The organism is Pseudomonas fluorescens (assembly GCF_002837185.1).
Lineage (GTDB): Bacteria > Pseudomonadota > Gammaproteobacteria > Pseudomonadales > Pseudomonadaceae > Aquipseudomonas > Aquipseudomonas fluorescens_AM.
In genome coordinates, this window is sequence record NZ_KZ477987.1 from 173,872 (window position 1) to 194,475 (window position 20,604).

16 protein-coding genes and 1 pseudogene are annotated in these 20,604 nt (G+C 53.4%); 5 read left to right on the forward strand and 12 right to left on the reverse strand.

The features are described 5' to 3' along the window. Positions 1–211: 211 nt before the first annotated feature. Positions 212–448 (reverse strand): hypothetical protein, encoded by a 237-nt coding sequence (locus tag CIB54_RS04470; protein ID WP_101218781.1) that lies wholly within the window; start codon positions 446–448, stop codon positions 212–214. A gap of 709 nt (positions 449–1,157) precedes the next feature. Here CIB54_RS04470 and CIB54_RS04475 point away from each other — a divergent pair. Beyond that, positions 1,158–1,541, forward strand: a complete 384-nt coding sequence (locus CIB54_RS04475; RefSeq protein WP_157829689.1) for a hypothetical protein — start codon at positions 1,158–1,160, stop codon at positions 1,539–1,541. 66 nt (positions 1,542–1,607) lie between these two features. Here CIB54_RS04475 and CIB54_RS04480 read toward each other — a convergent pair whose 3' ends face one another. Beyond that, entirely contained in the window at positions 1,608–2,519 is a 912-nt protein-coding gene (locus CIB54_RS04480) for a DUF4238 domain-containing protein (RefSeq protein WP_101218785.1), read from the reverse strand. 236 nt (positions 2,520–2,755) lie between these two features. Here CIB54_RS04480 and CIB54_RS04485 point away from each other — a divergent pair, with 236 nt between their 5' ends. Then, positions 2,756–3,946: a topoisomerase gene (locus CIB54_RS04485; protein ID WP_232790525.1), complete on the forward strand. Its 1,191-nt coding sequence runs from the start codon at positions 2,756–2,758 to the stop codon at positions 3,944–3,946. Positions 3,947–4,274: 328 nt separating this feature from the next. Here the strand turns inward: CIB54_RS04485 and CIB54_RS04490 are convergent, their stop codons facing one another. The 6 genes and pseudogenes from CIB54_RS04490 to CIB54_RS04515 all read right to left on the reverse strand — a co-directional run bounded on the left by CIB54_RS04490 (position 4,275) and on the right by CIB54_RS04515 (position 10,273). Continuing rightward, entirely contained in the window at positions 4,275–6,191 is a 1,917-nt protein-coding gene (locus tag CIB54_RS04490; protein ID WP_043205934.1) for a methyl-accepting chemotaxis protein, read from the reverse strand. 337 nt (positions 6,192–6,528) lie between these two features. Beyond that, a pseudogene (locus CIB54_RS27565) lies at positions 6,529–6,681 on the reverse strand (histone-like nucleoid-structuring protein, MvaT/MvaU family); the annotation flags it as partial. Positions 6,682–6,945: 264 nt separating this feature from the next. Further along, on the reverse strand, positions 6,946–7,251 hold the full coding sequence (locus tag CIB54_RS04500) for a hypothetical protein (protein WP_101218789.1): 306 nt from the start codon (positions 7,249–7,251) through the stop codon (positions 6,946–6,948). A gap of 79 nt (positions 7,252–7,330) precedes the next feature. Beyond that, positions 7,331–7,801 (reverse strand): antitoxin Xre/MbcA/ParS toxin-binding domain-containing protein, encoded by a 471-nt coding sequence (locus CIB54_RS04505; protein ID WP_198557184.1) that lies wholly within the window; start codon positions 7,799–7,801, stop codon positions 7,331–7,333. A 119-nt stretch (positions 7,802–7,920) separates the two neighbouring features. Further along, on the reverse strand, positions 7,921–8,682 hold the full coding sequence (locus CIB54_RS04510) for an SIR2 family NAD-dependent protein deacylase (protein ID WP_101218791.1): 762 nt from the start codon (positions 8,680–8,682) through the stop codon (positions 7,921–7,923). A 28-nt stretch (positions 8,683–8,710) separates the two neighbouring features. Continuing rightward, positions 8,711–10,273, reverse strand: a complete 1,563-nt coding sequence (locus tag CIB54_RS04515; protein WP_101218793.1) for a TnsD family Tn7-like transposition protein — start codon at positions 10,271–10,273, stop codon at positions 8,711–8,713. 715 nt (positions 10,274–10,988) lie between these two features. Between CIB54_RS04515 and CIB54_RS04520 the strand changes: the two genes are divergently transcribed. The 3 genes from CIB54_RS04520 to CIB54_RS04530 are packed head-to-tail and all read left to right on the forward strand — an operon-like array spanning position 10,989 to position 15,255. Beyond that, entirely contained in the window at positions 10,989–11,951 is a 963-nt protein-coding gene (locus CIB54_RS04520; protein WP_101218795.1) for a PDDEXK family nuclease, read from the forward strand. Then, positions 11,948–13,945 (forward strand): transposase, encoded by a 1,998-nt coding sequence (locus CIB54_RS27570; RefSeq protein ID WP_232790526.1) that lies wholly within the window; start codon positions 11,948–11,950, stop codon positions 13,943–13,945. Before CIB54_RS04520 ends, CIB54_RS27570 begins: the two co-directional genes overlap by 4 nt. After that, positions 13,942–15,255, forward strand: a complete 1,314-nt coding sequence (locus CIB54_RS04530; protein ID WP_232790527.1) for an ATP-binding protein — start codon at positions 13,942–13,944, stop codon at positions 15,253–15,255. Before CIB54_RS27570 ends, CIB54_RS04530 begins: the two co-directional genes overlap by 4 nt. Before the next feature lie 3 nt (positions 15,256–15,258). Here the strand turns inward: CIB54_RS04530 and CIB54_RS27245 are convergent, their stop codons facing one another. The 4 genes from CIB54_RS27245 to glmU form a co-directional block, all read right to left on the reverse strand. Then, entirely contained in the window at positions 15,259–16,038 is a 780-nt protein-coding gene (locus CIB54_RS27245) for a TniQ family protein (protein WP_157829690.1), read from the reverse strand. A gap of 263 nt (positions 16,039–16,301) precedes the next feature. Beyond that, a complete protein-coding gene (gene glmS / locus CIB54_RS04535) occupies positions 16,302–18,134 on the reverse strand; it encodes a glutamine--fructose-6-phosphate transaminase (isomerizing) (RefSeq protein WP_057011543.1) in 1,833 nt (610 codons plus the stop codon). A 10-nt stretch (positions 18,135–18,144) separates the two neighbouring features. Beyond that, entirely contained in the window at positions 18,145–18,912 is a 768-nt protein-coding gene (locus tag CIB54_RS04540) for a DeoR/GlpR family DNA-binding transcription regulator (protein ID WP_065886690.1), read from the reverse strand. 227 nt (positions 18,913–19,139) lie between these two features. After that, complete coding sequence (gene glmU, locus CIB54_RS04550) at positions 19,140–20,507, reverse strand: bifunctional UDP-N-acetylglucosamine diphosphorylase/glucosamine-1-phosphate N-acetyltransferase GlmU (RefSeq protein ID WP_101218799.1); 1,368 nt, start codon at positions 20,505–20,507, stop codon at positions 19,140–19,142. Positions 20,508–20,604 lie beyond the last annotated feature (97 nt).

A 20,604-nucleotide genomic window follows, 5' to 3' on the forward strand; every position in this document is an offset into this window, starting at 1 on the left:
GCGCTTTCAGCGAACCGCAAACCGAACTCCAATTCGGTACGCACAAATCAACCGCCCCTCCAACGGCGGTTTTTTTGTGCCTGTTTTCCCTACCGTTACGGGTCACGTTCCGTGGACAAAAAAAGGTCCCTGCACATCGTCAAAGTGTGGAGGCCTTTTTTACATAAGCGGCTTTATTGGTAATCCTGCAGGACATCCCCGTGCGGCGCGCTTATTCCTCCAGCGGCACCAGTTGCAGCAGCGTTTGCGGTTTGGGTTCGGTCCTGGTCACGATCAGCCCGTCGACGGTGCCGGCCGCTTTGCCGTTGTAGTAAAACCTCCCGTCGTGAATCTCACCAACTCGCCACGCGTCAGCCCCCTCGTAATACAGCCCCTTGCGCACAACGCCCATCCACTGGCGATCAAAGCGAAGCTCGTAGTTCTTTTCGGGATTGAACTGCTCTGTCATTGCCTTACTCCTTGTCGTCCTGTTGGCCGTTCCTGGATGGAATAGCCAGCTCCTTTGTGTTTACTCCAGATCCGCCGCGCGGCGTTCCGCGTCAACATCGGCCAACACTTGGTGCAGAAGTGCGGCCCGCTCAGCCATCTGCTCGGCGTCCCGCTGCATCTGTGCCACAGAGCATCGTGCACGTCGACCGCCTGGCCCTTCAATAGATCGCCGTAGCCTTCCAGTTCCCGGGCGTCGCTGACCTCGGCATAAGCCGCCAGTTATTGCGGGGTTTCCAGGATAGTTGACTTGGAAGAGTCGCCTTTACCTATGAGGCAGAGGATGTCAGCTGGCGGTACGTTCCAGTCAAGCGCATTCACACCACGAAAGTTCTTGATCACGGTCTTTCTGATTTTCACCGACCGGTATCCTTCTGAACGGCATCTATGAGCAATGGCGAAATCCGTCTGCAAGATGGAGTTTCGCTTTATCCACATCAGTGTAAACGATCAGAGGATTCTATTTGCCAAGAGCAATGGGCGAAGTGGTTCCTTGCCTTTTTTTAAAGGCAGCTCAACAACCATTTCGGATGGTTGAAAGGGTCGTTCTAGAGCGCCTGGAACACGCCCAAAGCCACTGAATTTCAAAACTGTAAATCCTCTTTGCAAAGCGCCGCTTTGCTATCGCGCTAACTGCGCGTGTCATGCAATGTGCAAAGAGAATCCCATATATGACTGCAAGAGAAAAAAAATCGACTCTGAAAACTAAGCTATTGTCTTGGCCGTCTGCAAAGACTCGACCTGTGTTTTTCGTACTTATCGTGTTGTTCAGTTCTCCAAGGCCACTGATTAACATCGACCAAAGCACTGCTATTCATCAAACACTCTACAATTTCCCGTCTAAGCACAAGGCAAAAACCACCACGATGGACAAGACTGACTCTACGACAATCCAGCAGTATCTTGAATGGTTGGAGGCTCTGACGCAGCGACAAAATGCCGAGGTGCAATGCGAAGCCTCGGCAGAGTGTTTGGAGGAATTACGCCAGCAGGATGAATCCCTGAGCTCGCATCACCTAGACGGCATGACGAGCAACAAGCGACCTCATCACTGATGTTTAATGGCTGCCTGCTGATCGTAGGCAGCCTGTTCAAAAGTATTCGAAATTGATGTAATCGCCCTAAACATCCCAAGCATCTTCATCCATCAAGAAATTTGAGACGTATTCACGCTGCTCTGCGAGAGTTGGGTGGTCCAGAGCCCAGCCCAGATGGCAGCTAATGAACTCACCTTGCGCACCGTCGCAGTAGTAAGCAGCGCGCGCCTTCGCCAAGGTATATAAGTTGATGAGTCGAGCACGAGCATGCGACTTAAGGCGACCAAAGACCATAACGTTCGGATCATCGGAAAATACCAATGCTTTACCTGGGGCGATGGCGATGATGAACAACAGGTTCTTCAGATAGTCTCCCCAGCGGGATGCGGGGTAATCAGAAGCAAGCAAGCATGGTAACTCCCAGCTGAACTCCTGCATGTGCGCTGCCACGAGACCATCTGAGAACGGCTGGTCAATTAACGGCAAAGTCTCGTTTTGGGCAAGCAACACCAACGACACCACCCCGAGCGAATCACTCGACTTAAAGTAGTCGATAACATCATCGATTGAGCGATGCGAGAAGATCTGGTCGTCCTTCATCCTCTGCCGCAAGAGATCGAGTTCTGAGCGAACATCCATGGCTTTGAGGATGTCTGGATGACGAGCTTCCAACAACGTAAGGGTGTTCGCCAGTTGCCGACGATCGGCCAGATTCCAATCGTTAACTCTACTGCCACGTGCCTTCTCGATAATCTTATGACCAGCTTCGTCAATCATCGGGGTGATGTAGCTGGATTCGACCTCAAATCCGCCATTTGCAAAGTCGATACGGTACAAATCCTGAATTGAAGCAGTGTGCTTTATGGCAACCGTCTTGATTTCCATCGCACCGCTTGAAGGTAAACGACGATAGCGGAAAATTCTGCCATTCGTGTGTTGCCAAGCTTTGAGGAAGTGTTGGGGGATAAAGTGATGATTGCGTGGGGGATTCGACATTCAGTAAAGCTCTCTTATCCAAAAACACTGTAAGGCCGGATAGATGAAGTATTAGCAAAATGCCACTCCTTGTGTTTCCCGTATCCTAGGCGATGTCTATGCACAATGGGAATAGGAGGACGCGGAGCAGGCCATATCGCCTGAAAAAGAATTCTAGTTTGCATCCAACACCGGCTGCTTAGCTGAGAAAAAACCTAACGCAGTTTCCGGGATGAGTTGACCACTACTGAGAATCCATGGATTCTCAACAGCGAAGCGCCGCACTCCGGCTCCGAGCTAAAAGCCAAGAGCGCCTCGCGGCATGGCGACCAAGGAAAGGAACAACAACAGTGGCTCCTAGAGATCCGGTAAAAACACAGCGCAATCGTCGGATTGCTGAGCTTTCGGCGGAAATAAACGAACTTAAGGAAAACGTTCTAAAAGTCACCTGTTACCCAAGCGAGCATTCGTTGAATGCGACTTATGGCGGGAAGCACGCCGAGTACATCGACATCAAGCACGAAGTCATCGACTCACCCGGGCAGTTCATCGCGCTCTATGTCCGCGGTTTCCTCAAAGTCCTCGATGAACTCGGATCTGCCGCACGGCCCGGCAATCCCTACTTCGACGCTCACGCGCACATCAAGAACTCCAAGATTGTGGAGCGCTGGTTCAAATTGTTTCTAACTCGAACCTACCTTCGTCAATTCGATGCACTTGCCCGAAAGCGTCCAGAAGTAGAGGACGCCGAAATTTGGATAGGTCAGAAAAATGCATCCTATGGCATCCTGGTAACTCCCCGGTTCAAAAATGGAGCCTGGGAGAATGATAAGAGCGAGATTCGGCATTTCAAACCGAATTACTGGACCATCGGCCATATCCTGCAGACTGGTTTCGTAATACCCGACGAAGATGATCGCATTGAGTTTTCTTCCGTAGATCAATATCTGAAGTTCTTCCGCCAGACCCTAGTGCGCAACTCTGGATCAACGCACGAAATGGAAATAACAAAGCGCTACTGCCAATTCGTGCTCGATAGCGAGCATCCACTGGACGTACCGCTGCTGATTCCGGAACTGCGCTACGGAGGAAAGGTGGCTAACCATGAGCACCGCCTAGATTTCACCATCATTGATCCCTTCACCTTGTCGAAGGTCGGTTTCGAAATTTCGCCTTGGTCAACCCACGGCAGGCTGAAAGAAACCAGCGGTAAGACCCAGAAACTAATTAATGAAGAGGCTCAGGCGAACTTCGAGAAGGAGATGCGCAAGCTCAAGGCCTATTTCCGAAAATGGGGTATCCCTATCATCGTTTACACAGATACCGACCTGAAGGATCACGATGGCATCTTCGAAGAGATGGCCGCGTACCTTTCCCCGACTCGCAAGGCCAAGCAGTTGGAGTTTCATGCCATGGAAGACTTTTTGGCGTTCAAACCCAGTCGCTAATGTTCTGTTTCCAATAAAACGCTCTCTTCACTTGCGTCTCCCATGGCTGCTTGCTCGATAATCGTCATGTGGTTTCGTTTAGGAAGATGTTCAGTAAGCGTCTGCCAAAGTCACCTTGTATGACTCAGAACGGTATAAGCAGTCCTTCAGAAAGCCGTAGGACGGCTGATAATCCATGGCCTGACCTCATCCGGCGTCATGAAAAGCCTCGTTTATCGCGTTGAGCAAAGTAGCCCTTATAGGCGCGTCACCCTCTCACCTACCAATCCTCAAATACCCGAAAGTCATTCTCTCGGGCATTTGAGCATCCGGTAAAAAAACTTGTAACTCAGTTCACCTTGAACCGTCCCACCAGCCCCTGCTGTTGCTCGGCCAAGCGGGCTAACTCGCGGCTGGTGACGGCGGTTTGTTCAGCACCGGCGCTGACCTGGATAACCAGAGTGTTGATGTCGTTTACGTTGCGGTGGATCTCCTCGGCAACCTGACTCTGTTGTTCTGCCGCCGAGGCGACCTGTATGTTGCTGTCGCTGATGGTCGCGATGCCCTCGGCTATTTCTTCTAGCAACTCCCCTGCGCGCACTACGTTGCTCGCGCCTTCTTGAGCCTTCCCTAGAGTTTCCTGCATGGAAGTGGCGGCACGGTCGGAGCCGGATTGCAGATTGGCGATCATCTTCTGGATACTGACGGTGGAATCCTGAGTCTTTTTGGCCAGATTCCGCACCTCATCGGCGACCACGGCAAATCCACGACCCTGCTCACCGGCACGGGCAGCCTCAATGGCAGCGTTCAAAGCTAGCAGATTGGTTTGCTCTGCTACACCACGAATCACATCCAAAACCGAGGAGATGGAATAGCTTTCACCCTTGAGCTCCTCAATGATTCGGGATGTTTGTTCGGCCTGAACCTCAAGCCCTTTGATCAAGCTGATGGTGTTCTCGATTTCAGCCTTGCCCTGCATAGTGCTGGCATTAACGCGCTGCGACATCTCTGCGGCGTCGGTAGTGCTGCGCGCCACGTCTTTGACCGTGGCGCTCATCTCGCTGATGGCAGTGACCACCTGATCGGTGCCTTGACGCTGCTGGACGACGTTATTGCTAGTTTGCAGGGCCACAGCCGAAGACTGCTCGGCGGCGGTCGCGACCTGCGCCGTGGCACTCCCGATCTCACGGATCACTTCACCGATCTGTATGGCCATGTTATCCAGGTTACGCGAGATCTCGCCAAACTCGTCTCTGCCGGTGTAACGGGTTCTGGCAGTTAGGTCACGCGTGGATAGCGAAATAAGGGTGCGGTTCACGTCGACCACAGCGATTTTGATATTGCGAATAATCACCGAAGCGAGCCACAGCACCGCAATCAACATCAGAATGACGGTGGCTATTGCGACATACAGACTGCGCTGGGCATCGGTACGCGCGACATTGGCTAGGCTCACGACCGTCTGGCCCAGTTCAGCCTCGACCTGAGCCATCATGTCGATACGGCTGGTGGAAAGGTTGAACCAGTCTTCGGGTTTGATATTAAGCGGATCGCCTAGAGGCGTATCAAATCCGAGTTTTTGCAGGCGAGCTACATCGACGGATGCGGGCTGTTGTAGAACCGCATCCAGCTTATTTTTGAACACGGCAGGAGCCCAGCGTTGAAAGGCCTCGAAATAGCCGGAGAACTCGCCCATGTTGCGGCTGAAACGTGACAACAGCGGCGCATCAAAACGGTTTTGGTTGAATGCCAGGCCAAGCAGTACACGCTCTCGACCAGAGCGCTCTTTCATGTCTACGAACTGATTGAGTGAACTCAGCCCACGCAGGATTTCCGGATCCTCAATGCTGGTTTCCAGTGAGTAAGAGAAGCCGATCAAATTTTTGATAAGATCGGTGAATCGGGTGCCGGACTCGCCGTTATTGATTGCGAGCGTGTCCACCTGCTGACGCAGTCCGGCCAAACCATCAATTGCGCGCAGCATCTTGTCAGGCGCGATAAGACCCTCGGTCGATTGCGCATGCATCGCGCTCACCGCACGGTCGGTTTCTTGGCGTAAGACTTTCAACTTGTCCTGCATCGTCTTACCACCGCTGCCCAGAAACACGCCGCTTGCGCCGCGCTCACGCTGGATAGTGGTTACTACGTCACTGAGTTTCTGCGCGGTGCCGGTAGCGGTGACCGCTCGGTTCATCTCGCTCAGTGTCTCTCGTTTGTCAGCTACAAAAATCCCGGCGAAGACCAGAAAGCCCAACAGGGGAAACATCAAAATAAGCAGTAGCTTTGTACTCAAAGGAGCATTTCTAAGCATGGCAGGCCTCAGGGCTTGAAGATGTTGTTTAAAGCTATCCAAGGCGAACGTTCTATGAAGTCGACGTCTGATAGAGCCCAGGATGGTTCAGTAGTAGCCTGCCGTAGCCAGTTTTTTCTCCGTTCGGAATGTTTCGGCTGAAACCAGCAAAGCTTTACCTGTACCCGTGTATCGATAGGGGCCTAGGTACCGAGTAGGTGGGATCTTTAGCTAGTACGAAGCGTTGACATGGCAAAGCGGACTGCGAAAAAAAAGGCCCTCATTGAGGGCCTTTGCGTCTGCTAACTGTAATTCACTTCGAAAGCCAAGACTCTACGACATCCGAACCATGCTCATTTTTCCAGGCTTTAAGCAGCTTGTGATTACCACCTTTGGTCTCAACGATCTCGCCCGAATGCGGGTTTTTGTAAACTTTCAACGAACGTGCCTTCCGAGTACCCTTCTCTGCAGGCGCAGACAGAGGTGGCGGTTCAAACGGAAGAGCACTGCCACCAGTAGTCAAAGCGAGCGTGCCTGCGATAACTATGGTCGAAGCATCTGTCGTGATTTCAGGATTCGGGCAAAAGCTTGTGTGGCGTGAGAGAACGCATCGTGACCCAGGTCATCAATGGGTCCGCTCCCTCTTAATTAGTGCGTTCTGAACAAGAACCTGCAATCGAAGTGAACTACTATTTTCTTCTGCGGAAACGGCCGTTGTGGCCAAGCTGCATCAACCTCTGTCCTTGAAGAAATCATCCCTCGTAATCAAACCGAATTCATCATTCGGCATTCTGCCATCATCGTCGAAGAGCCCTTGAGTACGCCGCTCTTGCTTGAGGCCGGCAACAGCTTGGAAAAAGCAGCCTTCACACAGGTGTATCTCGTAGCGCTCACCGTCATGCTTCGTTCCATAGCCCCAATGTGCCTGCAACGTTGCAAATTGAAGCCCACCGTTGTTTACCTTGGTGGTGAGCCGGCAGACATCGCAAACAACGTCTCTGACACCATCAATTTCGACCTTACCGATAACTTTCATCTCCTATCTCCTCACGTCAGCAAGCGTATGAAATCAGATGATCCCCGAGTGACCATATCTCGCGTGGAGGGGCACGCCGCTACTGATAAACACCCAAGCGAGCGCGCTCCAGGTATTCCATCACAACCTTGAAACCCACCGAGGTATTGAGCATCTCGAAAGGAACAATCCCTGACAGATGCTTACATGACCGTCCCAGCCAATTCTCGGCGAGGGTTTGAGAGCCGAAGACCATCACTGCAAGCTCAAGTCCCTGGGCGTATTGGAGCGCTACAGCGCTCTGCTGGGGATTCAATCGGACTTCGTTCTGGAGATTACTCAGCCGTTGGATGGTCCGAGCGGACTTCCCCATGATTCGCTCTAGGAGCTTGTGAGCTTTAAACAGGCTTGATGAGCGGACCATAGCCTGAACATCACTGAGGGCAAAACCAGCTTGGACAAGGCGCAGGATGTCCAGATGACTCAAGCTTCCTGTCTCAGCATGGGTCAACTGGAACGTCGGCGGTTGAGCTGCGGCCCCTGTTTGAGGTCTCAAGATTGAAGAACTCATTGGACTGACCTCCCAATGCTCTGTATGCCAGATTAAATCCGTTTCTCTCTCATTGTAGTGATCAGCCGCTTCGAAACATGAGTTAATCCCAACTCGGCTCGCTGGGTCGCTCAAGATAACTACTTCACTCCCAAGCATCCGAGCAACTCCGGCAGCACTTGCGCAGCGCTGCCTATCAACATGATCTCCCTATCGCCTCCCAGGCTCACATCCTCAAGATTTACATGGATCACGGTGGCTTTTGCTTTGATGGCCATCTCAGGCAGGTCCGCTGCCGGCCTAACCACACCAGATGTCCCTACGGAGATAAGCACGTCGCAGGTCCTGACGAGCCGCACAGCCGACAGCCAGGCATCCTCAGGTAAATTCTCCTTAAACCAGACTACTCCCGGTCGGGCTCGACCATTGCAGCGGCTGCACCTGGGCGGCTCAACCAACTCGCCCTCTTTGGGAATGCTCAACTGTTCTAGCTCCAATGCAATCGGACGGTGGCATGCAAAGCATTTCACGCTCAGCAGGGTGCCATGCAGATGGACAACTGCATCTACTCCGGCCCGCTCATGTAGATTGTCAATATTCTGGGTGATCACCGATACGTCCCAGCCAGCCTTCGCAAACTTGCGGATTGAGTAATGACCTGCGTTAGGTTGGGCCAGAGTGACTTGGCGCCGACGCCACAGATACCACCCCCATACCAGCGCGGAGTTCTCTCGAAACGCGTCAGCGGTTTCCAAACGCTGTGGGTCATGCTTTGCCCACAATCCAGTGAGTTTGTCTCGGAAGGTCGGTATGCCGCTCTCGGCAGATATACCCGCCCCCGTGAAGAACACGATTCGCCTGGCTACTGCCAGCACATCGGCCGCTTTCTGCATGTGGGTCATGATGCACACCTGGCCGATCAGTACGGCCCTATCGTTTGAACAGCAGCTTCATATAGACCCGAGTTCGCGGATATCGATCTCGACGCTCCAGACGCTGTGCAAGGCGTGGGAGTAGGGAGAAAATCTGCGACTGCTTGAGACACAGGTTCTGATCCGATCCGAATCGCCGAATAATCTCAGCTTCCAACTCACGTTGCAGTCCCTCGTCCCTGCTCTCCCAATCGACTCGCGGATTAGGGTTTCTAGCAGGTTTGGGCATTTGACTAGCTTGCGCATACAACCACTCTCTGTCGTGACGATGCAGCCAGGTGTAAAGCGATTGGCATTCGCGGCGAAGCTCAGTGAGAGAATGCGATGGAAACTGCAACTGAAGCTCAGCCCATCGTAAGCGATGATCAGCCTGATCGAGAGCCATCCGTCGAGCCTCCCATGACGCTTGAACGCCACGCTCCGCGCGGAGCAGCTTGTTCACCGTGGATATGGTGAGTTGAAACTCCCGGCAAATGTCATCCTTTGCCGTTCCTTCAGCAAGTCGGCTCAGTAAAAGTGCCCTGAGCTCAGGCTTGAGCCGCTTCGGCCGAGCGTGGCCCTTTCTGTTTGCCGGTGATACTGAAACGTCAGGTACTGGGGGTGACGTCGGCAGTGCCGAAAGCGCTTTCCGCTGAGCACAAGCGATATCGTGGCATACCGCAAAGGACGAAACCTCGCCGAATAGCCAGGTAATCATCATCAGGTGTTTGAGTGGATGAATGTGCCGCCGTGGTGACCGCACCATTTGACTGATGAAGCTGGCGGCGGCGGTCTCAGTAGATGGTAGCCCACCATATGGACGAAACCTTCGCAAGGGGCTGATATGCGTCAACAGGCTGTGTGCCGCGCTTTCCGTTGGTAGCCACTTGCGGTAGAGCTGGGCGACCTCTACTGGATCAAAGTGCTTGGCCAAGCCTAGAGACCCCAACTCGCGGCACGCCGAGGCCAGTTGAGCGAGGCGTTCCCGTTCCAGGTAGGTGATCACGCCATAATCCGAATCGCGTAATGTGCCAGCCCAGGGCATCGTCCAAGTGAAGCGCCCACACCAACGGCGATTTTGGCTGCATTCGCAAAGCACTTCACTGTGCTCAGGGCATACCACCACGCCTGGGTACTGATGGGACAGATGCCAATATGAGACCCCACACGAGTCCAGGTCCCGAGCCATGCAGGACCGGCAGGCTCGCAAAGGATGATCAGCACCAAATCCTCCACAAACGAGGCCGAGTTGGTACTTCAGCGGTCCAAGCGATGGGCCTCTGATTTGAACAAGGGCGCCGGCGACTGAGCTATCCGACTGAAAAGGGGAGAAGAACGGGAAAATGGTGCGCTGTTCGATGATGGAGATGGCTTCTCCCCAAAGGCCCGAGGTGTTCCGCTCGAAAGCATCCAAACCACAAGGCACATCGTGCTTGATGCACCGTTCTGAGAGGCTGAACAGCTGCTCGGTAGTCGCGGCTGGGCGGAGGTGACCAGACAGGAAATGCAGACGACTGCAAAGACTGAAGAACGTCTCTCCCGGTAGCCAAGCGAGGGAAAGTCCAAAACAAGAGGTAGCCATGGGCACCTCTCCATGCGAAAGGCTTCTCGGGCACGCATACGTGCTGTGGATAACTTATTGTAGCCGGATGGCAGTTGTGGATAGTTTTTTTGGAACTATCAGATAGCGTAGATATTCAGCTACGCCTTAGCGATGTGGATAACTTCTAAGTTATCCAACGAAGAGCAATTGAAACCTTTTGCACACATCAACCATACAAACTTACGCTATATCAAGCAGCTAGGGAAGGGACCGGAATCTTGTGTGCGCTTTGCAAAAAACTTTTAAGGTTGTCAACACAGCTTTCATAGCGTTACCATGCGTAATAATCGCTATAGGCTTAACTGCGAATCGATCTAAAAATGCATAGATAGCAGCGTATGCTAAGTCTCCAAACTTCGCTATGCGCCTAGAGCAAAAAGTTCGCTGCCAAGTAAAGTAGCCAAATTTAGAATATAAAGAGGTAAGCGGTATGAAGAATTCTGGTTAGCTTTTCGGGGAGCCAGAATAGACAAAGGCCTGAGTTTTACCCCAAGCCCCTGTGTCAAGATTAGTGCCCTGACACAATCATTGTCTATCCGCGTGTGCGGGGCGTCAAGCCCTGCAGTCCCCCTTCGTCCCTTGAAACGTAAATCCGGGTGCCCCAACAGGACCAGGTCGTGTGCGTACGCCTTTCGTACGCATGTACTCCACTTGGCCACCTCTGGCAGAACAAGTGGTATGGGTATGGACAATAATGATTTCTGAAAAAACGCTGAAGCGGATTAGAGACCGCCAGGGCAATTTCCGGTGGGGGGACGATTACGTTCCCGCCATTTGTGCTGTACCAGGTGAAGCCCCGAAGACTTCGAGGATCTGCCGCCTTAACAGCCGAAAGCTGGGCCGCACACTTCACCTGCTATCTATTCCTGAACGAGTGTTCACACAACTAGCGTTGTTCAATCCAGCAGTGTTTGAAATTCATGAGCAAAAAATGCTGCACCCGGTGCCGCATGTACATCCCCTGCATGGCCACCCTTTCGCCCTTGGCTTGAGTCTAAGTCCTCTAGTCGGAACTCTCGCCGCAGCAAAAGATATAGGGATGGACCATGCCAAGGTGGTGATAGAAACGCCGTGCGGCGAACGCCAGTGGTCCGCCTACCCATACTTGGGTGACCTACTGATCTACCTCCGAGAGCCGGGCACAGCACCCTATGCTCTAAACTGGAACATCAAACTTTCCAAGTTTGATTTTATGGAGAAACGGCGTTCAAAAGTGAAATCATTAGAAGCGCGGAGAGAAGATCGTGAACGCGCTGAGTTACGTCTTCGCCTAGAAGAAACTTATTATGCAAGCGCCGGCATCAGAACAGTAAATCTCTCGCTCGACGATATAGATCCAATTGTCGTAGCCAACTTGGATCAGATTTTCGGATTACATGATCGGCCTCTCAGCCTTGACTCTCAATTGCTGGAGGACTTCAGCCATCAACTGCAAGAGGACTTTAATATAGGTCGCCCTCCTGCGCTGGCAGCCATCGCCTACAGCAACAAATGGGGGCATCGGGATCAGTTTATCGCACGGATATACCAAGATATTTGGAATCGAGCCCTGCCAGTAGACCTATTTCAATATATACAGATTGACCAACCACTTGGACAGGCCCGGTGCGAAGTGATTGACCACTATCGGGATTTCTTCTCGGAAGCCACCAAATGATGGCGGGATCTCGGCTCATCGCTCCCCAGGGCTGCGGTGAGCTCATCAAAGGAAAGGAATACCACTTTCTCATCAGCGATGGTGGATGTAACCGTGTCCGCCTGGTCGAGTTCGATGAAAAAGGGTCAACTGCAAAACTGCACACGATGACCCGGCTGCGCTTTGAAGCGGCGCTAGAGGATGGTGAGATCGTAGAGGCAGGCAGCCATGATTATCCGCCATGGCTGGGAGCGACAGCAGGCATCGAAACCAAATGGCGCGAAAGCCGCCGCGTTGGCCCGAAACAGTCATACGAGGAGAAAGTTGACGGCCGCCTGATGAGCATCGCAGAACTAATTCCCAAGAGAGCGGAGATACTGGCCTCAGATGACCCAGAGGCAATCATCAATGCTCACGCCAGAGCTTCAAAGCCAAGGCAGCATCCTGCACGGATCAGGCTATGGTTCTTCACTTACCTTGTATTTGGGCAAACTAAGTGGGCATTGATGCCTCGCTTTGACCAGTGCGGCAAATGGGACAGGAGTGAGAAAACCGATAAAAAACTTGGTCGCCCCTCCGGCCATGGTCAGAATCATGGGTATCCCGTAACACCTGAAATGAAGGAAAAAATTCTGCACGGCTTCTCGAAACACAAACGGGTAGATAAGACCAAGGACGATATTTACGGGGATTCACTGCGAAAGACCTTTGGTTGCCGTACTCGTCAGGGTTCAGCGGGAAAAGAGTTTTACCATCCCAAAGGTGAGCCTTTTCCAAGTTTCAATCAATTCTGGAATTGGGTAAAACGGCAAACAGAACCAGCAGCCCTTGCGCAAGAAATGATAGGGCCAAGCGCTGCCCGTGCTAAATCTGGAGACATCGGAAGCTTTGCTCATATGATTGGCAACCTAAACCAGCGGTTGGAATTCGATGGTTATTATCCGAGCGAAAAAATATCGGGAATCATCGAAGGAGCACCGCTGGACTCATTTTGTGTAGTAAGAGCAGTGTGTGCACTTTCAGGGGCGGTTGTAGGTATCGGTTTCGCCAGAAGCAGGGAAAGTCTAGAGGCATACCGTATGGCCTTATTTTGTATAGCAGTAGGCAAGGTTAAATACTGTGAGCTGTTTGGTATCGATATCAAGCCAAAGGAGTGGCCCTGTGAAGGACTTTCAAGCCAGATGATATTCGATAGAGGCCCTGCAGTGTACATGAACGTTTCTGAATCAAAAGAATGGCTAGGCCGACTGGAAGTTACACCTACACATTCTGGGCAATCAAAAGCCACAGTTGAATCATCCCACCCGAGGGATAAGCAGTTCAAAGATCAGCCGGTACACGTTCATAGCGGTCTCAATCTTGTTGAGATGGCACGTAGAGAGATACGTAGGGTTATCAAGGACAACGAGACCTCCGACGCAAGCGACCGGATGGATGGAGATATGTGGCTGGAACGTTTCTCACCAACCCCTCTGAATGTTTGGAATTACCACGATGCCCTAGGCCGCAACCATGGCATTAAGGTGTCATTTGAAGAAGCCATTAGAGAGTTTTTGACACCTATGCCTGCGGTGATCAAAGAAAAAGGCGTTTATTTTTTCGGGAGAAAATACAACTCAAAAGAGCTTACTAATACCGGTATATTTGACCGCGTTGCTCACAGTGGCGTGATTCGCGTAATAGCATACAGCATGACAATGTGTGTGCGTCACATATGGGTAGAGGTTGAGGGCAGGCTTCACGAGCTAAGTTTCGTTTACACCGCAAGCACAAGACCTGGAAGCGGGGATATTTCGCTGGAAGACCTTAAGTTCATCAACGAGTTACGACTCCAAGCTCAAGCAAAACGCCGGAACGAAAAAGTTGCCATTGAACAACATCACTATCAAGAGTATGAAAAAGAGACAGGCAAGGCGTGGCATACCGGTGTGAGAAAACCGGGACGAGCCGCAAAGAGCCCTGAAGCACAGCGAGACTTACATGATCAAAGACGAATTATGGGTAATAAATCATGATCGAAAGAATGCGGACGCGATTCGATGGTCTGATTGATATCGAGAACATTCGAAAAAAGGTAACGATCCGCCCAGAACCCGTTGGCGACATTGATCGACTACCTCCAATGTTAGCTGCTCACTTCCTTGATATGAAACTGAGGCAGATTTTTCTACCAAATCAATTTAGCTTGGAGCTGATTTCAGAGCTGGTAGGAAAAGCAGCGATACACTCGACGATGCGGTCCGAAACAGAACAAATTTTTGTCAACGGTTTGTATTACCCAACACCATCAGAAACGTTTCCAGTTTGTCTGACTGGCTTAGCGGGTGTGGGTAAATCGGCGACCATCGAAGCGCTACTTCGCGTAATGCCCGGTCCTACTGAGTTCAAAATAGATCATTGCATGGAACCCCAAACGGCCGACTCTTACTGGTACGCTAGCGCTAAGGGTAAAGCGTCTGGTAAGCAGCTACTCACTGATTTCCTTGGCACTGAAGTGTCTACCCGTGAGAACGTTGCAACCCTCAAATTAAGAGCACAGCAGCAAGCAAACAAGCGCGGTATATCTCTGGCAGTGCTTGAGGAAATGCAGCATTTAACGCCTGGGAAAGGCGTAGCCCTAACGACCGACATACTGCTTACTATGTCCGGCCTCGGCTTACCCATGGTGTATGTATCGAACTTCAGCTTGGGGCATAAGCTGCTCAAACGTAACCAAGAAGACACTCAACGTTTAGTAGCAGAGCCTAGAATCATGCGGCCGGATGCACCAGAGTCAAAAATCTGGGCTGATTTCATAGATGAATGTATTACTGTGAGTGACGGTCGAATTCGGGCCGAACCCGCAGATTTTTCTCACGAAATTTATCGTGGGAGCTATGGGCTTAAGCGTGCAGCCATTCACCTGATGGTACAAGCATATATTCAAGCTCGTGCCTCGAACCGCACATGGGTTAAACTTGAGGATGTTCATCAAGCGTATACCTCAAGTGCGTATTATTCATACAGAATAGACGTTGAGGAACTGGAGCGGATTGCAATTCAAAACAAATCCAAGCGAGAGGACCTTATTTGCCCCTTCGGCTCACCCACGCGGTCTAATGTGGTGCAGTTCGTAAGGAAGGAACGCGACAACCGTGTCGCACAAGCTGTTTTCAAAGGTGCGCTGACGGCTGAGGAGCGTGAAACGCATAAAAGCTTGAAGCTGGATACCGACATGAAGGCTCAAACCCCGAGGCGCCCTAAGCGTCCGCCTTTAGGGAAACCAACAAATGATGACTTGGGGAACGCGTTCAGCGATTATTTTGATGATAAGGATGACAAGTAATATCTAAAAGCAGACCCGGTACTCGACACGCATTAGGTCATCAACGTTCCGCACCAACCCACCTGCTTTATCCAGCCTATCTAGCAAACCTGCGAAGCTCCCATATACAGCTCCTATGACGTCTATAATATTCTGGCTATAAATAACGTCAGGGCGATAATTTATTTTTGTATCTGAAATTCTTCTGGCACCATCAAGTCTCCAATAAATTGCGTTTAGTTTTTCTTCAGAAATTTTCCCAGCAGCGGAAAGTGTTATAGCCTCATCTGCAAGATGCGCAAGAACAAATTCAAGATCAACAGCAAGTTTCGACTCGCCAATTTCCGCAAAAATCCTTGAAAATAATCGCTGTCCTTCATCTTGATTTTTCTTTGATTCATATTGATGAATATAACGACCTTTACATCCGTTCCATAGAAGGTCATGCCCATATCCCAAGCTGTGACGGCTGATATCGGCTCCACAAACAGGGCATTTCCTAAGCAGTACCGTATTGTGCTTCGCGCAAACCTTCACATATCTGTGGTCACGTCTCCAATAGGGGAAACCAAGCGAATCAATATCCTCTTTTACACAGTCGATGCAAATTCCGGGAAGCTGACTCTCAGTTTCAAATCTAATAGTAGACGTCTGATAACTCCATCTGGTGTAGCTTTGCTGGCCGGAGTCTGGGAAAACCGCCACTTGCGAATAACTTGTGTGATCGTGGAGCAGACGATTGAAACCGTATGTGTCAGATCTGCCAAGTACCTCAGCGATGAAACCGATAGACGATCCCCGCATGTAGTACCTGGATATTTCCTTGAACTTGATCGACTCAGGTGATCGAGAATCTAGGTAGAAATGTCTTTCTATAAAGGAACGTAGGGATTCGTGCGGTTGGATGGTGAGCAGCAAGGTGGATCACCCAGGAATTCAAGGAACCAGAGAGGCGGGAGAAATAGATCGTCGCTTGGAGCCCTCGGAGGCTCCAAGCGAGACAGACTTTAATATTCAGAGACAGACTTTAATGTTTACGATCACCCCTTCCGGTACGCCAGTCAGGTTTATTCCACCGTTACCGACTTCGCCAGGTTGCGCGGCTGGTCAACGTCGGTGCCCTTGAGCACGGCGACGTAGTACGACAGCAACTGCAGCGGGATGGTGTAGAGGATCGGCGACAAGGTGTCGTGGATATGCGGCATGTTGATCACGTGAGTGCCTTCACCGTTGGTCATGCCGGCCTTTTCGTCGGCGAACACGATCAGTTGGCCGCCACGGGCACGCACTTCCTGCAGGTTGGACTTGAGCTTTTCCAGCAGCTCATTGTTCGGCGCCACGGTGACCACGGGCATGTCGTCATCCACCAGGGCCAGTGGGCCGTGTTTCAGTTCGCCGGCCGGGTAGGCTTCGGCGTGGATGTACGAGATTTCCTTGAGTTTCAGCGAACCTTCCATCGCGACCGGGTACTGCGCGCCACGGCCGAGGAACAGGGTGTGGTTCTTGTCGGCAAACAGTTCGGCGACTTTTTCCACGGTGCCGTCCATGGCCAGGGCTTCGCCCAGGCGGGTCGGCAGGCGGCGCAGTTCTTCCACCAGGGTGGCCTCAACGCCTTCGGCGAGGGTGCCGCGCACTTGGCCGAGGGACAAGGTCAGCAGCAACAGGCCTACCAGTTGGGTGGTGAAGGCTTTGGTCGAGGCGACGCCGATTTCGCGACCGGCCTGGGTCAGCAGGGTCAGGTCGGATTCGCGCACCAGTGAGCTGATGCTGACGTTGCAGATCGCCAGGCTGCCGAGGAAGCCCAGCTCCTTGGCGTTGCGCAGGGCGGCCAGGGTGTCGGCGGTTTCGCCGGACTGGGAGATGGTCACGAACAGGGTGTCGGGCTGCACCACCACTTTGCGGTAGCGGAACTCGCTGGCAACTTCGACCTGGCACGGGATGCCGGCCAGTTCTTCCAGCCAGTAACGCGCAACCATGCCGGCGTGGTAGCTGGTGCCGCAGGCGACGATTTGCACGTTGCGCACTTTGGCGAACAACTCGGCGGCTTGTGGGCCGAAGGCGTTGACCAGCACCTGGTTCTGGCTCAGGCGACCTTCGAGGGTGCGCTGCACCACGGAAGGCTGCTCGTGGATTTCCTTGAGCATGAAGTGGCGGAACTCGCCCTTGTCGGCGGCTTCGGCACCGTCACGGTATTGCACGGCTTCGCGCTCGACGGACTGACCGTTGACGTCCCAGATCTGCACGCTTTCACGGCGGATGTCGGCGATATCGCCTTCTTCCAGGTACATGAAGCGGTCGGTCACTTGACGCAGGGCGAGTTGGTCGGAGGCGAGGAAGTTCTCGCCCAGGCCCAGGCCGATCACCAGTGGGCTGCCACTGCGCGCGGCAACCAGGCGGTCAGGCTGGCTGGCGCTGATCACGGCCAGGCCGTAGGCGCCGTGCAGTTCCTTGACCGTGGCCTTGAGGGCGGTGGTCAGGTCGCTGTGGTCCTTGAGCTTGTGGTTGAGCAGGTGGGCGATGACTTCGGTGTCGGTGTCCGAGGTGAACACGTAGCCGAGGCCCTTGAGTTGTTCGCGCAGCACTTCGTGGTTTTCGATGATGCCGTTGTGCACCACGGCCAGGTCGCCCGAAAAGTGCGGGTGAGCGTTACGCTCGCAAGGTGCGCCGTGAGTAGCCCAGCGGGTGTGGGCAATACCCAGGCGGCCTACCAGTGGCTCGCCGGCCAGGGCCTGGTCCAACTCGCTGACTTTGCCCGGACGACGCATACGCTCCAGCTTGCCGGCGTTGGTGAAGACCGCGACACCGGCGCTGTCATAGCCACGGTATTCCAGGCGCTTGAGGCCTTCGATCAGGATGGCCGTTACGTTACGTTCGGCGACTGCGCCAACAATTCCACACATGGTATTTCTCCTAGATGACTGCCGCGCATATCAGCGTAATGCCGCGGGCTTGGATCTGGTCGCGGGCCTCGAGCGGCAGGCGATCATCGGTGATAAGGGTATGGACACTGCTCCAGGGCAGTTCCAGGTTGGGAATCTTGCGGCCGATCTTGTCGGATTCGACCATCACCACGACTTCACGGGCGACCTCGGCCATGACGCGGCTCAGGCCCAACAATTCGTTGAAGGTGGTGGTACCGCGCTGCAAATCGATACCGTCGGCACCGATGAACAGTTGATCAAAATCGTAGGAACGCAGAACCTGCTCGGCGACCTGACCCTGGAACGAATCCGAATGCGGATCCCAGGTGCCGCCGGTCATCAGCAGCACCGGTTCATGCTCCAGCTCGCTCAAGGCGCGGGCCACGTTCAGGGAATTGGTCATGACCACCAGGCCGGGTTGATGGCCCAGTTCGGGGATCATCGCGGCGGTGGTGCTGCCGCTGTCGATGATGATGCGCGCGTGCTCACGCAAGCGCACCACGGCGGCGCGGGCAATCGCACGCTTGTAGGCCGACACTGGCTGGGCCGCGTCGCCCACCAGTTCCTGAGGCATGGTGATTGCACCACCGTAGCGGCGCAGGAGCAGGCCATTACTTTCGAGGGCGGCCAAATCCTTGCGGATGGTCACTTCCGACGTTTCGAAACGCTTGGCCAATTCGTCCACACTCACTTCGCCCTGTTCATTGAGCAAGGTCAGGATGTTGTGGCGACGTTGGGGGGTGTTTCGTTTCGACATGGCAGTGATAAGTTTCGTTTCGAAAGATAACGAAGGCAATCAAAACCTATTGGCGAAAGATCGTCAAGCGGTGGCGATCACTATTTTTGAAATAACACAGGCCAATGTGGGAGGGGGCTTGCTCCCGATGGCGGTGTATCAGTCAGTCTATGTCCTGGCCGATGCACCGCTATCGGGGGCAAGCCCCCTCCCACATTGGAATTTTGTTGCTTGTCAGACTGGGGTACTCAGGTTTTTTTGATTTTGACCGGGCGTTTCCAGCCGTCGATGTTGCGCTGGCGCGCACGCGCTACGGCCAGTTGCGACTTATCCACATCCTGGTTGATGGTTGAGCCCGCTGCGGTGTTGGAACCATCACCGATGGTCACAGGAGCCACCAGCGAATTGTTGGAGCCGATGAATACGTCTTCGCCAATCGTCGTCTGGTACTTGTTGGCGCCGTCGTAGTTGCAGGTGATGGTGCCGGCACCGATATTGGTGCGGGCGCCAATGACAGCATCGCCCAGGTAAGTCAGGTGACCGACCTTGGCACCTTCACCGAGGTGGGCGTTTTTCAGTTCGACAAAGTTACCCACATGGGCCTTGGCCCCCAGCTCGCTACCCGGACGCAACCGCGCAAACGGCCCGGCATCGCTGCCCTCGCCCATCACCGCACCGTCGATATGGCTGTTGGCCTTGACCACCACGCCTTTGCGCAAGGTGCTGTCTTTGATCACGCAGTTCGGACCAATCACCACGTCGTCTTCAATGATCACGCGGCCCTCGAGGATCACGTTGATATCGATCAACACGTCGCGGCCGACCGTCACTTCACCCCGTACATCGAAACGCGCCGGGTCACGCAGGGTGACGCCCTGGGCCATCAGGCGGCGGCCTTCGCGCATCTGGTAGTGGCGCTCCAGCTCCGCCAGCTGCTTGCGGTCGTTGGCGCCCTGCACTTCCATCGGGTCGTGGGGCTGTTCGGTGGCGACCACCAGGCCGTCACTGACCGCCATCTCGATGACGTCAGTGAGGTAGTACTCGCCTTGGGCGTTGTTGTTGGACAGGCGGCTCATCCAGTCGCCCAGCTTGTCGGCCGGCACGGCGAGAATGCCGGTATTGCCTTCGGTAATGGCGCGCTGGGCTTCGCTGGCGTCCTTGTGCTCGACGATCGCGGCGACCTTACCGTCGGCATTGCGCACAATACGTCCGTAGCCGGTGGGATCGTCCAGCTCAACGGTGAGCAGGCCCATCTGGCCTGGCACCACGTGCTTGAGCAGGCGTTGCAGGGTTTCCACTTCGATCAGCGGCACGTCACCGTAGAGAATCAGCACGGTATCAGCGGTAATGAACGGCACGGCCTGCGCAGTGGCGTGGCCAGTGCCCAATTGCTTGTCCTGCAATACGAAATTCAAGTCGTCTGCGGCCAGACGCTCACGTACCACATCGGCACCGTGCCCGATGACGACGTGAATGCGTTGCGGGGCCAACTGCCGGGCGCTGTGGATAACATGCCCGAGCATGGAATTGCCTGCGACCGGGTGCAGCACCTTGGGCAGGGCTGAGCGCATGCGGGTGCCCTGGCCTGCGGCGAGAATTACGATTTCAAGAGACATGAATGGCTACCAATCCTGGGCGGTCCGGCTTCAGACCAGAGAAGTGTTTTGCAAAAAAGAAAAAGGGTAGCCGAGGCTACCCTTTTTAATCAATCAC